Here is a 13,151-nt window from a genome sequence, read left to right as displayed (position 1 = left end):
ACTGTCAGTAGACGGCTACAGTTTCTCCGACTGACTGTGGAAATGCATGAAGGGAAAAAGGCTGGTATCAGCTTTTCCCTTATTGTTCAGATCTTATTAGAATTCCAATACTTTTTTCGCAGTTTCAAGCACGTCTTTATGGTTTGGAAGCCATACGCTTTCAGCTTGAGAGAATGCGAATACGGTATCAGGAGCAGTGACGCGAAGCACCGGAGCTTCGAGGCTCAAAATCGCGCGGTCGTTGATTTCGGCAACAACGTTTGCAGCCACTCCAGCCTGTTTTTGCGCCTCTTGAACGACGATCGCGCGGCCTGTTTTTTCCACAGATGCGATGATCGTGTCGATGTCAAGCGGGCTGACTGTGCGAAGGTCGACAACCTCAGCAGATACGCCTTCTTTTTCAAGCTCTTCCGCAGCTTTTAATGACTCGTGAACCATCGCTCCGTATGTGATGATGGAAAGGTCTGTTCCTTCGCGTTTCACATCGGCTTTGCCGATTTCAATTGTGTATTCCTCTTCAGGAACTTCCTGACGGAATGAACGGTAAAGTTTCATATGCTCAAGGAAGACAACCGGATCGTTATCGCGGATCGCGGAGATTAAAAGTCCTTTAGCATCGTACGGAGTTGAAGGAATGACGACTTTAAGTCCAGGCTGCTGTGCAACGAGTCCTTCCAAGCTGTCCGCGTGAAGTTCAGGCGTATGAACACCGCCGCCGAACGGAGAGCGGATTGTCACTGGTGAAGTCCAGCGGCCGCCGGAACGGTAGCGCATCCGTGCCATTTGTCCGGAAACTGAGTCCATCACTTCGTACACAAAGCCGAAAAATTGAATTTCCATTACAGGACGGAAGCCTTGTAAGCCTAAGCCGAGTGCAAGGCCGCCGATACCAGATTCAGCAAGAGGAGTGTCAAATACGCGATCCTCACCAAACTCTTTTTGCAATCCTTCAGTCGCACGGAACACGCCGCCGTTAACACCGACGTCTTCTCCGAAAACTAAGACATTTTCGTCATTTTTCAGTTCTGTGCGTAACGCATCAGTGATTGCTTGAATCATTGTCATTTGCGCCATGGCTTACTTCGACTCCTTCTCTTTATAAATTTCCTTTTGTTCTGCAAGGTTGTAAGGAAGCTCTTCATACATGATGTCGATCAGGTCGGTCACTTTTTGCTTCGGCTCTTCGTCAGCTTTTTTGATCGCCTGCTTGATTTCTTCTTTCGCTTCTTCAATTACCTTGCTTTCTTCTTCTTCAGACCAAAGGCCTTTGTTTTCCAAGAATTTGCGGAAACGGACAAGCGGATCTTTCTGCTCCCACTCATTCTCGATTTCTTTCGTACGGTATTTCGTCGGGTCGTCACCGGCCATAGTATGAGGACCGTAACGGAAGCAAAGCGTTTCGATCAGGGTAGGGCCTTCGCCGTTTACAGCGCGCTCGCGTGCTTCGCGTGTCGCAGCGTATACAGCAAGGGCATCCATGCCGTCTACTTGAACGCCGACGATACCTGCAGCCGCAGCTTTTTGTGCGATTGTTTGAGCTGCTGATTGCTTCTCAACAGGTGTAGAAATCGCATAGCGGTTGTTTTGAACAACGAAAATAGCTGGAGCTTTATACGCACCGGCAAAGTTGATGCCTTCGTAGAAGTCACCTTGGGAAGCACCGCCGTCTCCAGTATAAGTGATCGCCACAGCCTGTTTGCCGCGTTTTTTCAAGCCGAGTGCAACGCCAGCCGTCTGGATATATTGCGCACCGATAATAATTTGCGGTGACAGCGCATTGACATCATCCGGCATTTGGTTGCCGCGGAAATGTCCGCGAGAGAACAAGAATGCTTGATAAAGCGGAAGTCCGTGCCAGATCAGCTGCGGAACATCACGGTAGCCAGGAAGAACAAAGTCTTCTTTTTCAAGCGCGAAATGCGTAGCAATTTGAGACGCTTCCTGACCGGCAGTCGGCGCGTAGAAGCCAAGGCGGCCTTGTCTGTTCAAAGAAATAGAACGCTGATCCAAAATGCGTGTATACACCATGCGGCGCATTAATTCTTTTAATTGATCATCAGATAGATCGGGCATTGCCGCTTCATTAACGACTTCGCCTTCTTCATTCAAAATTTGAAACGTTTCGAACTGCTTTTTAATGGCATCGAATTGCTTTTTGCTATCAACGATTGCTTTTTTCGTTTTTGCAGCCATATAAAGTCACCTCTTCCTTTCTTTTGACAGTCATAGACGTGTATCCCTTATACATACAGAATTAGGGTGTCCTAAATTGACGGGCGCAACTCATATTTATTTCTTATTAGCCGCTTTGATGGTTGTCGAAACTTTTATGTAAGGACAGCACAACGCGTTCTAAAACTGTATCATTTATAGTTTATGACAAACTAATACAACAAGTTCCACCAAGGCTAAGTTTACACCAGTCGATCATACTCGTCAATCGATTTCATTCCTGAAATTCAATAAATGTATTCGCTTTACTGAATTTCTGTTTCATCGCTGTTCAGACTGTTTCAAACTGTTCTAGTATAGACAGCTTTCTGTATTACAATAGCAATACAGATTTTGTCGAAAAAAGAGGGCTGAATATTCAGCCCTCTTTCATCTCAAATCCCGCAGCCTTGTAAAAATCTTTTCTGGCTTTGTTGTAATCCTTTGTATACTCATTGAAATGTTTGCTTTCTTTCAGCACTTTGTCATACGATTGATTGATTTTTTTCAGCTGTGCCTCAAGGTCATCCAGTTTAAGACCTTTGTTTTTGAGCAGCTTGTACAGCTCTTTGTCAAGGCCGATTGCGTTCTGATAGGCGTCATAAAGCGAGTCGTAGGCTTTGTAGCGCTTTTCCATAAAAGAAGCAGCGTTCTCAGCTTTTTTCCTGACCTTCTGATCTTCGATTTTTTCCGCCGACGCTTTATTCGCTTCAAACTCCTGCTTTGCTTCGTCTATGCTTTCTTTCTCAGAATTCAAGTGCTTCTCGCGGTTTCCGGCTTTCTTGAGCGCTTTGTCGGAGAGCGCAGCGATCCGGTCAAAATCATCCATATTGAGCCTGATCATTTCCTCGTAAAGCTTAGATTCGGCTTTTTCCAGACTTTTAAGGGAACCCTGCTCTTGTTTAAAAGGCTCTTCCAATTCCACGATCTTCTCCAGCGAGCCGTGAAAAGACTCGACAGGATCTTTCCAGAGACAGCCTGATAGTACAAATGCTGCCGTGAAAAGAACAACGATGCCTGCTGGCACCCGCATGTTTGAAAATTTCACTTCGAACTTCCCCCAATCTCGACAAATTCCACTATAAAATGAATTCGTTTGTTTGACAACAGAAGTCTAAAGCGTATGGACAAGCCGATATCAGATCGGTATGCCGCCGCCTTCGCTTTTAGACCAAAACATTCAGGGAAAATTCCTTGAAGTTGGGCATTCGACTATACAACCGTTGGACTTTTACATAATTTATATTAGACGCCATGCCTACCAAAAAGAAAAGGCTGGCGTAAAATAACGGAGGAGGTCTTCATATGTACGGTTATTGCTGCCCTGGATACGGGTACGGCGGCGGTTATGGATACGGCTACGGCCGCACATTCGCTTTGATCGTCGTTCTCTTTATTTTGCTGATTATTGTAGGGGCCGCTTATTTAGGCTGCTAGCCCCTGATGAATCCGTCATGACCAGCCTCCTTCGGCTGGTCATTTTATCATGCACAGAGATTGCGCGAAAAGAGCAAGATCCGCTATACTTTACATAATGAATCGTTGGGAGTGAAGATGTTGATCACAATGGAAAACATTGTCCGCGACGGGCACCCCGCTTTAAGAACCGTCGCCGAAGAAGTTCAATTGCCAGCTAGCGAAGAAGAAATCAAACAGCTGAGCGACATGATCGAGTTTATCAAAAACAGCCAGGACCCTGAAATCGCTCAAAAGTACAACCTTCGTCCTGGTGTCGGCCTAGCCGCTCCGCAAATTAATATCAATAAACGAATGATCGCAGTTCATGCCGAAAATGAAGACGGGACACTTTACAGCTATGCGCTTTTCAATCCGAAGATCGTCAGCCACTCTGTTCAAAAATGCTATTTGACAAGCGGCGAGGGCTGCCTGTCCGTCGACGAACCGATTCCCGGATATGTTCCGCGCTATGAACGGATCCGTGTCAAAGGAACGACACTTGATGGCGAAAACGTCGACATCCGCTTAAAAGGATTTGCGGCCATCGTATTCCAGCATGAAATCGATCATTTAAACGGCGTTATGTTTTACGATCATATCGACAAAGAAAACCCGCTGAAACAACCCGAAAACGCAACGCCTGTCGGCAGATAATGCCGCAAAAAAACGGATCAGATATGATCCGTTTTTTTTATGGTTTCAAAAGGCCGAGGGCTTCTACCGCGTATTGAATGCCGTCTTCATCGACGGGCTTTGTGACAAAGTCGGCTATTTTTTTCAGCTCAGGCACAGCGTTGCCCATCGCCACTCCTGTTCCCGCAAACTCGATCATCTCGAGGTCGTTCAGACCGTCTCCGAACGCGTAAGTATCCTCTCTCTCGAACGGAAGCTTTTCAATGACTTTTTTGATTCCTTCCGCTTTCGAACCGCCAGAAGGCAGCACATCTGTGGAACGCTCGTGCCAGCGGACGAGATCAAACTCCTGAAACCGGCTGTACCGCTCTTCCTCGTCTTGCGTACAGAACAAGAGGACCTGAAAAATATCCCTGCCTTTAAAATAGGCGCGATCCTCTTCCGGCGGATTGACTTTTAAGCTGCCGATCCCTTCATGGACGAACGGATGGCCGGCAGTTGTAGAGCGCATCCCCTCTTCTCCCATGAAGACGAGGGGATGGCCGCAGCTGTCCGAATGCGCAAGCAGCGCTTCCAGTGACTGTTCGGCAATGGGGTTTTTATAAATGACCTCTCCTTCAAAAACGACATATTGTCCGTTATAAGAGACAAAAGAATCGATGCCCAGTTCTTCAAGCACAGGCCTGACCATAAACGGCGCCCGGCCTGAAGCGATGAAAACATGATGGCCGTGCGCTTTCAAATCGGAGACAGCCTGTTTCGCGGTGTCGGGAATACGTTTATCATGATCATAAATCGTTCCGTCGATATCAAAGAAAATCAGCTTTTTATCCATGGCAGTGAATCCTTCTCCCTTAGCTAGTATGATTGATGGTTCTCCTGTACCATCATACAAAAACTGCGTACGCGAGAAAACCTTTTCACTCGAAAATCAAAACAAAATCAACATGCCAATAATATCCATGTAACAATAGACGGATTCATCATATAATAGAACTAAAGAGATACGGTAGTGACCGGACAAGTCAGAGAAAGGAGGAATCCGTATGCTACGCCGACTGCGGAAAAAATTAAAAAAACAGCTGAATGGCATGATGCGCAGAAAGTCGATTGCCTAAAAGGACCTTCACTCGTGTGGAAGGGTCCTTTTTTTCTCAAGCGCTTTTCTTATGAGGCAATTTCGAATATAATAGAAAGATGAGTCTAACAATCGGCAGTTAAGGAGAGATTTGGATGATCTATAAGGTATTTTATCAAGCAAGCAATGACGAAGTACCTGTTCGTGAAAAAACAGATTCAATTTTTGTGGAAGCTCAATCTGAACGTGAAGTCAGATCTAAATTAAAACAATACAACTACAATATTGAGTTTATACAGCAAGTTGAAGACGCTTTTTTAGAATATGAAAAGCAAAGCGAAAATTTTAAAGTATTGGAGTTATGAATGCATGAAATTTGTTAAAAATGATCAAACGGCTGTATTTGCCCTCGGAGGACTTGGGGAAATCGGCAAAAACACGTACGGGGTCCAGTTCCAGGACGAGATCGTGCTCATCGATGCGGGGATTAAGTTTCCGGAAGACGAGCTCCTCGGAATCGACTATGTCATCCCCGACTACACTTATTTAGTCAAAAACGAAGAAAAAATCAAAGGTCTTTTTATTACGCACGGCCACGAAGACCATATCGGCGGAATACCGTACCTGCTCAAACAGGTGAACATTCCCGTTTACGGCGGGCAGCTAGCCATCGGCCTTCTCAGAAAGAAGCTTGAAGAGCACGGTCTGCTGCGCCAAACAAAGCTTCATATCATTGAAGAAGACGATATCGTCAAATTCAGAAAAACGTCGGTTTCTTTTTTCAGGACGACCCACAGCATTCCGGACTCATACGGGATTGTCGTAAAAACACCGCAAGGAAACATCGTACATACCGGTGACTTTAAATTCGATTTTACACCGGTAGGCGAACCCGCCAACTTGACCAAGATGGCCGAAATCGGAAAAGAAGGCGTGCTTTGCCTGCTTTCTGACAGCACCAACAGTGAAATCCCTGATTTCACGATGTCAGAGCGCAAAGTCGGAGAAAGCATTGATGACATTTTCCGAAAAGTTGAAGGCCGGATCATCTTCGCAACCTTCGCGTCAAACATCCACCGCCTGCAGCAGGTGATCGAAGCAGCTGTTGCAAACGGACGGAAGGTTGCCGTATTTGGGAGAAGCATGGAGTCGGCGATTGAAATCGGCCAAACGCTCGGGTATATTAAGTGTCCGAAAAATACGTTTGTTGAAGCGAATGAAATCAACAGGCTTCCTGCCGGCAAAGTGACGATTCTCTGTACCGGAAGCCAAGGTGAACCGATGGCTGCGCTATCTCGAATTGCTAACGGCACACACCGGCAAATCTCCATCAATCCCGGGGATACGGTCGTATTTTCATCATCTCCGATCCCGGGCAATACAATCAGCGTCAGCCGCACAATTAACCAGCTTTACCGGGCGGGTGCCGATGTCATCCATGGTGCTGTGACTAACATTCATACATCAGGACATGGCGGCCAGGAAGAGCAAAAGCTGATGCTCCGCCTCATCAAGCCAAAGTTTTTCATGCCGATTCACGGTGAATACAGAATGCAGAAAATGCACGTCAAACTGGCGACAGACTGCGGAATTCCTGAGGAAAACTGCTTTATTATGGACAACGGCGAAGTGCTTGCTTTGACAAGCGAAGAAGCCTCAGTCGCAGGTAAAATCCCGTCAGGCAATGTCTATATTGACGGAAGCGGCATCGGCGACATCGGGAACATCGTGCTTCGCGACCGCCGGATTCTTTCTGAAGAAGGGCTTGTCATTGTCGTTGTCAGCATCAACATGAAAGAATTCAAAGTGTCCGCAGGGCCTGACTTAATTTCCAGAGGGTTTGTTTACATGAGAGAGTCCGGTGATTTAATCAATGATGCCCAGGATCTGATTGCAGGACACCTTAAAAAAGTGATGGAGCGCAAAACGACGCAGTGGTCTGAAATTAAGAACGAGATCACAGACACGCTTGCTCCGTTCCTCTATGAAAAAACAAAACGCCGGCCGATGATCCTTCCGATTATTATGGAAGTCTAATCGCGGCTTTAGCAAAAAACGGATGCACACCGGTGCATCCGTTTTTTTATGGTTGAATCGGGATATGCCTGAACGCTTTAACATCAAACAAGCCTTCCGTCGTCATTTTAATGTCGGGAATAACAGGCAGCGCTAAAAAAGAAAGCGTCAGAAAAGGATTAAACGCTCCTGAAAATCCTGTCTCCGTTAATGCTGCATGAAGAGATTTTAGGCTTTCGTTTACCGTCTCAAGCGGTTTGTCCGACAAGAGGCCGGCGATCGGCAAGGCGACGGATTGAAGCTCCTTTCCTCCTTTTGCAATGGTGAGGCCTCCCCCGATTTCTCCGAGACGTTCAACCGCTTTTAAGATGTCTTGATCATTTGTACCGACAGCGATTAAATTGTGGGAATCATGAGAAATCGTTGTCGCGATGGCGCCTTCTTTTAAACCGAAGCCCCTGACAACGCCGAGTCCGATTCCTTTAACCCCGCGATGGCGCTCAATCACTGCAATTTTCAACAGATCGCTTTCCAGATCCGGCTGAAAAAAAGCGCCGCTTTTCGGCTTGGCTAAGGACAGCTTTGTTTCAAGCTGATTGGGGATAATGTCAATGACCCTGATTTCACTCCCTTGAACGATCGGAATTTCCAGATCATTCGCATATAAATCAGGGAGATGGACAGATTGGAGCAGACCGGCTGCCGCATTGCCGCCCGTCGATTCGCTTTGTTCTGTACCGCTCCAGATCACGCCGTTAATCATCGTCTTTGAAATGCTGACGTTCTCAAAATCGCTGATGAAAAGGAGGTCTGCGTCATAGCCCGGCGCGACCGCTCCCTTCGTCTTTAACCCGAAGCATTCTGCTGCATTCAGACTGCCCATTTGATATGCGAGAAACGGGTCAAGTCCCTCTTGAATGGCAAGCTTGACCTGGTGGTTAATGCTTCCTTCATCAACCAGTTCATCCAAATGCTTATCATCCGTACAGAAAAAGAAGCGTCTCGCATTTTTCTCATTAACCGCAGGCAAAACATGACGTGTATTTTTTGCTGCAGAGCCTTCTCTCAGCATGACGTACATACCTCTTCTAACCCGTTCAAGCGCCTCTTCAGGTGTTGTGACCTCATGGTCTGTCAGCACGCCCGCCGCTCTGTAGACATTGACAAACCCGGCTGACAAGCCGGCCAGATGTCCGTCGATCCGCTTGCCCGCTTTATGGGCATCCATGAGCTTTTGCACCATATCCGGCTCTCCCGCTTCAACAGCCACATAGTCCATCACTTCCGCAAGCCCGAGCACCTCTTCGCGGCTGTAAAAAGGATGTAAATCCGCGGCGTTCAAAACTGCACCCGATTTTTCAAATGGTGCCGCAGGCACGCAAGAAGGGAGCATAAAACAAATGTTCAGCCTGGTCATCTTAGCCTGCTCCAACATGAACTCAAGACCCCTCACTCCTGAGACATTCGCGATTTCATGGGGATCGGTGACAACGGTTGTCACACCGTGGGGAATCACCGCTTTGGCAAATTCGGGCGGCGTCACCATTGAAGACTCAATGTGGACATGACCGTCGATAAAGCCGGGAACAATCATATGTCCTTCTGCGTCAATGGTATTCTCCCCCTCATAATCGCCCAAACCGACGATGGCCCCGTCTGTGATAGCGATGTCTGTCTTCAACCATTCCTGATTAAAAACATCCATGATCTTTCCGTTTTTAATTACAGTATCCGCTTTTTTGCGATGACTGGCGGCGCCAAGCCGGCGAATGAACATCTCTTTGTCCAAAGATATATGTCCCCTCTCTTTTTTATATGGATATGGTTCAATATCGTAGCCGAATCGTTTGAAACAGTCAATGAAAAGATCAAAAAAACCGCGGGCTGTGGGGTTCCCGCGGCTGATCGATGGCATTTTAATGTTGAAAGACTTTTTTTTCAAATCTCTCAATGTCAGGATTTGAGCCGATGACGATTAAAATATCGTCTTTTTGAATCTCTTCGGTGGCAAGCGGAGATACGATGACTTCTTTCCCCCGCTTGATCGCGACAATATTAATTCCGTATCTGGCCCGGATATCAAGGTCAAGCAGCGTATTTCCGGCCAGTTTGCCGTTCGCTGCGATTTCGACAAGGCTGTGTTCATCAGAAAGTTCAAGATAATCAAGCACATTGTTGGAGACGATGTTGTGGGCGATTCTTTTTCCCATTTCACGCTCCGGATGAACGATCCGGTCCGCTCCGATTTTCGATAATACTTTTTCGTGATAATCGTTTTGAGCTTTGACGGTAATCATTTTCACACCAAGCTCTTTCAAAATCAGCGTTGTCAAAATGCTCGCTTGAATGTTCTCCCCGATCGCTACAATGACGTGGTCAAAATTGCGCAGCCCAAGGTTTTTCAGCACTGATTCATCTGTAGTGTCTCCTATCACAGCATGTGAGGCAATTTTGGCGTATTCGTTTACGCGATCTTCATCTCTGTCGATCGCCATTACCTCAAGCCCTTCTTCACTCAATGCTTTACAAATGCTGCCGCCGAACCGGCCGAGTCCAATTACTGCAAATTCTTTTTTCATCGGTAATTCCTCCATGGGTCAATCTGAACAAATTCTATCATATGAAGTGGAATTTTTCCTCTTTTATTTTATCGTTGCGCGGCTGCAGCATCCTTGCTGAAGATCGTTCTCTTCGGATGCCGCCCCTTTGTCGATCGGAAGCAGGATGTGGAATGTGCTTCCCTCGCCCAATTCGCTGTCGATTTTCATTTCTCCGTTGTGGGCGCCGATAATATTCATGCAAATCGTCAGCCCAAGACCCGTCCCTTCTTCTTTCGTTGAAAAGAAAGGCTCCCCGAGCTTTGCCAAATCGGCTTGGGAAATGCCGCCGCCTTCGTCTTTGATGCTGATTTTCACATAGTCACCTTCAACCTCCGAGGAGATCGTGATTTTTCCACCGTCAGGCATCGCTTCTATCCCGTTTTTTATTAAATTAATGAATACCTGTTTGATTTGATTTTCATCACCGTTTATTTCCCACTCCTCCCCGTGCTGAAACGCTTTTTCGATCTTAATGTGGGAAAGCACGGCGTTGGTCTCAAGAAGCGTTGCCACCTGCTGAAGAACCGAATTGATATTGATCTTTTTAAATTGAACCTGGTGCGGTTTGGCCAGCACAAGCAGTTCGCCGAGCACAGAATCGATTCGTTTAATCTCTGAGAAAATAATGTCAAAGTAATCTTTCCGGTCGGGATATTCCGCTTTCATCAGCTGCAAAAATCCGTTTACAGATGTCAGCGGGTTCCTGACTTCGTGAGCGATCCCCGCGGCGAGCTGCCCGGCCATCGCCAGCTTCTGAGACTGCATGGCCAGCCGCTGATTCGACTTGAACAGTTCCATCTCCGCTTTTTTCCGTTCTGTCACATCAGTCAGCGTCCCCAAGCTGCCCGTAAATTGACCGTTTTTATAATAAAGTTTATAGTGAACTTCGCCCCAGAACTTGCTCCCGTCTTTGCGATGGTAGAGCACCTCGATCCTGCCTTCAGGCTCCTTGTTCTTCAGCTGGGCGATCAGGTGATTCGAGATCCGTTCTTCATGGTCAAAATAATCGTTATACATCGTTCCGAGGCTCTCTTTGACACTGTATCCGGTCAAGGTTGTCCACGCCTGATTCAAAAATGTAATGTATCCTATCCGGTCCGTCTGAAAGACGATTTCCTGAAGGTTATCCATGATGCGGTTGGTTTCTGAGGAAAGCTCTTTATATTTCTTTTCGCTTTCCTTCAGTTTATAGACAAGCTGATTTGACTCATCGATATAAAGCGTGAGCCACCAAACGCTGATTAATGTCACCAGCGTAAACAGCAGATCAACCGTCCAATTGATTTTATTTCCCAACACCCCATAGAATAAAAAATTCCAAAACATGATAAAAGTCATTGCCAGCACGGTTGCAATGATTCGTCCTTGATATCTTTTCATACCCCCACCTGCCACTTGTATTTCTCAGTCAATTGTAACATTCTTTACACCACATTTGAGAGGATTGTTCGAAGTATTTATCGTCTCTATGGCTGAATTTTTCAGTGACGGCGGTTATATCTTCTGCCGGTGCAAGAAAAAGCCCTTCTGATAAAGGGCTTCAAATTTTATGCTTTCACTTCGTTTAAGGCGGCTTTAATTTCTTCCAAAAGCAATTCAGCCCCCTCAGGACTCAGCGTAATTTTCCCGTTTCCATACTCGCGGTTTTCAGAAGTGATTTCACCGGTCATCAGGCACACACCGTGCGGTTTATATTTTTTCAGGACAATTTTATCTTGGTCGACAAAGAATTCGATGCTGTCCTTGATCGAAATATCCAAAGCTCTTCTCAATTCAATCGGCATCACGATTCGGCCGAGTTCGTCTACTTTTCTCACAACTCCAATTGCTTTCAAAACTTTCGCCTACTTCCTCTTTTGTTTCTATTTTTCTAAGATATTGTCTTAGCATAACGATAGACGAACGAAGACTGAAAAAGGTTTCCCTTATTGAACGTTTCTTTGACAAAAATTCGGTCATAAAAATGAAATAATTTCTCATCATGTCAATATGAGGACAGCATTTTACAGATTGGTTTCAAACTCGTCACAAACCCCCAAAAACCGCCGATCATTTGAGAAAATTTAAATGAAATTCATTTTTTCAGCACGAAGAAAATTTCGTTTTTCGGAAAAATTTTAAATAGAGATTGGGTGAAAACATGTTTCAAACAACCGAGATCGGAATTGATCTAGGCACAGCTAACATATTGGTTTACAGCAAAAACAAAGGAATCATTTTAAATGAGCCTTCCGTTGTCGCCGTGGATACGGAAACAAAGAGCGTATTGGCGGTCGGCACAGAAGCCAAAAACATGATCGGAAAGACACCGGGAAAAATCGTCGCGGTCAGGCCGATGAAAGACGGAGTCATCGCCGATTATGACATGACGACAGACCTCTTGAAGCAGATTATGAAAAAAGCCGGAAAGAACATCGGCTTTACGTTCAGAAAGCCGAGCGTCGTCGTCTGCACGCCGTCCGGTTCAACCGCGGTTGAAAGGCGCGCGATCAGCGATGCTGTCAAAAACTGCGGAGCCAAGCAAGTCCATTTGATTGAAGAGCCTGTCGCTGCCGCCATCGGCGCAGATCTGCCTGTCGATGAACCTGTCGCAAACGTTGTCGTCGATATCGGCGGCGGCACGACAGAAGTGGCGATCATTTCATTCGGAGGCGTAGTCTCATGCCACTCGATCCGGATCGGCGGCGATCAGCTTGATGAAGACATCGTGTCATTCGTCAGAAAAAAATACAACCTGCTGATCGGTGAACGGACGGCCGAAGAAGTCAAGATCGAGATCGGCTACGCATTGATTGACCATGAGACGAAAACGATGGAAGTCAGAGGGCGCGACCTTGTCACAGGCCTGCCGAAAACGATTACCCTGGAATCAAAAGAGATTCAGAAAGCGATGCGCGAATCGCTCCTTCATATTATCGAAGCCATCAGAGCGACGCTTGAAGACTGTCCTCCCGAGCTGAGCGGAGACATTGTCGACCGGGGCGTGATTTTAACCGGAGGAGGCGCGCTTTTGAACGGCATCAAAGAATGGCTGTCACAGGAAATCGTTGTACCCGTGCATGTTGCTGCAAATCCGCTCGAGTCTGTCGCCATCGGAACGGGCCGCTCTCTTGAAGTAATCGATAAATTGCAAAAAGCGGCTAAATAATTTTTGT

13 protein-coding genes are annotated in these 13,151 nt (G+C 46.5%); 5 read left to right on the top strand and 8 right to left on the bottom strand.

From position 1 onward, the window contains the following. Positions 1–96: 96 nt before the first annotated feature. From pdhB to KI350_RS03970, 3 genes are all read right to left on the bottom strand, one after another. A complete protein-coding gene (gene pdhB, locus KI350_RS03980; protein WP_020451245.1) occupies positions 97–1,074 on the bottom strand; it encodes a pyruvate dehydrogenase complex E1 component subunit beta in 978 nt (325 codons plus the stop codon). A 3-nt stretch (positions 1,075–1,077) separates the two neighbouring features. Next, entirely contained in the window at positions 1,078–2,193 is a 1,116-nt protein-coding gene (gene pdhA / locus KI350_RS03975) for a pyruvate dehydrogenase (acetyl-transferring) E1 component subunit alpha (RefSeq protein ID WP_020451244.1), read from the bottom strand. A 397-nt stretch (positions 2,194–2,590) separates the two neighbouring features. Beyond that, a complete protein-coding gene (locus KI350_RS03970) occupies positions 2,591–3,259 on the bottom strand; it encodes a YkyA family protein (RefSeq protein ID WP_020451243.1) in 669 nt (222 codons plus the stop codon). Positions 3,260–3,516: 257 nt separating this feature from the next. Here KI350_RS03970 and KI350_RS03965 point away from each other — a divergent pair, with 257 nt between their 5' ends. Both KI350_RS03965 and def read left to right on the top strand, forming a co-directional pair. Continuing rightward, on the top strand, positions 3,517–3,648 hold the full coding sequence (locus KI350_RS03965) for a YjcZ family sporulation protein (RefSeq protein ID WP_003181399.1): 132 nt from the start codon (positions 3,517–3,519) through the stop codon (positions 3,646–3,648). 120 nt (positions 3,649–3,768) lie between these two features. Further along, positions 3,769–4,323 carry a peptide deformylase gene (gene def, locus KI350_RS03960; RefSeq protein WP_065644162.1) on the top strand — a complete coding sequence of 185 codons (555 nt, stop codon included), beginning with the start codon at positions 3,769–3,771 and terminating at the stop codon, positions 4,321–4,323. Positions 4,324–4,360: 37 nt separating this feature from the next. Here def and KI350_RS03955 read toward each other — a convergent pair whose 3' ends face one another. Then, on the bottom strand, positions 4,361–5,137 hold the full coding sequence (locus tag KI350_RS03955) for a Cof-type HAD-IIB family hydrolase (protein ID WP_065644052.1): 777 nt from the start codon (positions 5,135–5,137) through the stop codon (positions 4,361–4,363). Between the two features lie 398 nt (positions 5,138–5,535). Between KI350_RS03955 and KI350_RS03950 the strand changes: the two genes are divergently transcribed. Together KI350_RS03950 and rnjA are read left to right on the top strand one after the other, a co-directional pair. Beyond that, on the top strand, positions 5,536–5,745 hold the full coding sequence (locus tag KI350_RS03950) for a DNA-dependent RNA polymerase subunit epsilon (RefSeq protein WP_020451240.1): 210 nt from the start codon (positions 5,536–5,538) through the stop codon (positions 5,743–5,745). Positions 5,746–5,749: 4 nt separating this feature from the next. Beyond that, complete coding sequence (gene rnjA / locus KI350_RS03945; protein ID WP_065644050.1) at positions 5,750–7,417, top strand: ribonuclease J1; 1,668 nt, start codon at positions 5,750–5,752, stop codon at positions 7,415–7,417. 46 nt (positions 7,418–7,463) lie between these two features. Here rnjA and ade read toward each other — a convergent pair whose 3' ends face one another. The 4 genes from ade to KI350_RS03925 all read right to left on the bottom strand — a co-directional run bounded on the left by ade (position 7,464) and on the right by KI350_RS03925 (position 11,831). Further along, positions 7,464–9,185: an adenine deaminase gene (ade, locus tag KI350_RS03940; RefSeq protein WP_065644161.1), complete on the bottom strand. Its 1,722-nt coding sequence runs from the start codon at positions 9,183–9,185 to the stop codon at positions 7,464–7,466. Positions 9,186–9,312: 127 nt separating this feature from the next. Continuing rightward, a complete protein-coding gene (locus KI350_RS03935) occupies positions 9,313–9,975 on the bottom strand; it encodes a potassium channel family protein (protein ID WP_020451237.1) in 663 nt (220 codons plus the stop codon). A gap of 63 nt (positions 9,976–10,038) precedes the next feature. Beyond that, positions 10,039–11,376, bottom strand: coding sequence for an ATP-binding protein (locus KI350_RS03930; protein ID WP_212930438.1), 1,338 nt, complete (start codon positions 11,374–11,376; stop codon positions 10,039–10,041). Between the two features lie 167 nt (positions 11,377–11,543). Further along, positions 11,544–11,831 carry a transcriptional regulator AbhA gene (locus tag KI350_RS03925; protein WP_020451235.1) on the bottom strand — a complete coding sequence of 96 codons (288 nt, stop codon included), beginning with the start codon at positions 11,829–11,831 and terminating at the stop codon, positions 11,544–11,546. Positions 11,832–12,136: 305 nt separating this feature from the next. On the opposite strand from KI350_RS03925, the gene mreBH reads away from it, so the two are divergent. Next, a complete protein-coding gene (mreBH, locus tag KI350_RS03920) occupies positions 12,137–13,144 on the top strand; it encodes a rod-share determining protein MreBH (RefSeq protein WP_003181381.1) in 1,008 nt (335 codons plus the stop codon). The last annotated feature ends 7 nt before the right edge of the window (positions 13,145–13,151 follow it).

The organism is Bacillus sp. J41TS8, from assembly GCF_018333035.1.
Taxonomy (GTDB): Bacteria; Bacillota; Bacilli; order Bacillales; family Bacillaceae; genus Bacillus; species Bacillus paralicheniformis.
Note: the sequence above shows the minus strand (reverse complement) of the source record. Positions and strands in the feature narration are given on the sequence as shown.

Coding starts and splice junctions, on each gene's coding strand:
- KI350_RS03935 (WP_020451237.1), bottom strand. CDS start 9,975: ATGAAAAAAGAATTTGCAGTAATTGGACTCGGCCGGTTCGGCGGCAGC.
- KI350_RS03955 (WP_065644052.1), bottom strand. CDS start 5,137: ATGGATAAAAAGCTGATTTTCTTTGATATCGACGGAACGATTTATGAT.
- KI350_RS03950 (WP_020451240.1), top strand. CDS start 5,536: ATGATCTATAAGGTATTTTATCAAGCAAGCAATGACGAAGTACCTGTT.
- rnjA (WP_065644050.1), top strand. CDS start 5,750: ATGAAATTTGTTAAAAATGATCAAACGGCTGTATTTGCCCTCGGAGGA.
- KI350_RS03930 (WP_212930438.1), bottom strand. CDS start 11,376: ATGAAAAGATATCAAGGACGAATCATTGCAACCGTGCTGGCAATGACT.
- pdhB (WP_020451245.1), bottom strand. CDS start 1,074: ATGGCGCAAATGACAATGATTCAAGCAATCACTGATGCGTTACGCACA.
- KI350_RS03965 (WP_003181399.1), top strand. CDS start 3,517: ATGTACGGTTATTGCTGCCCTGGATACGGGTACGGCGGCGGTTATGGA.
- pdhA (WP_020451244.1), bottom strand. CDS start 2,193: ATGGCTGCAAAAACGAAAAAAGCAATCGTTGATAGCAAAAAGCAATTC.
- mreBH (WP_003181381.1), top strand. CDS start 12,137: ATGTTTCAAACAACCGAGATCGGAATTGATCTAGGCACAGCTAACATA.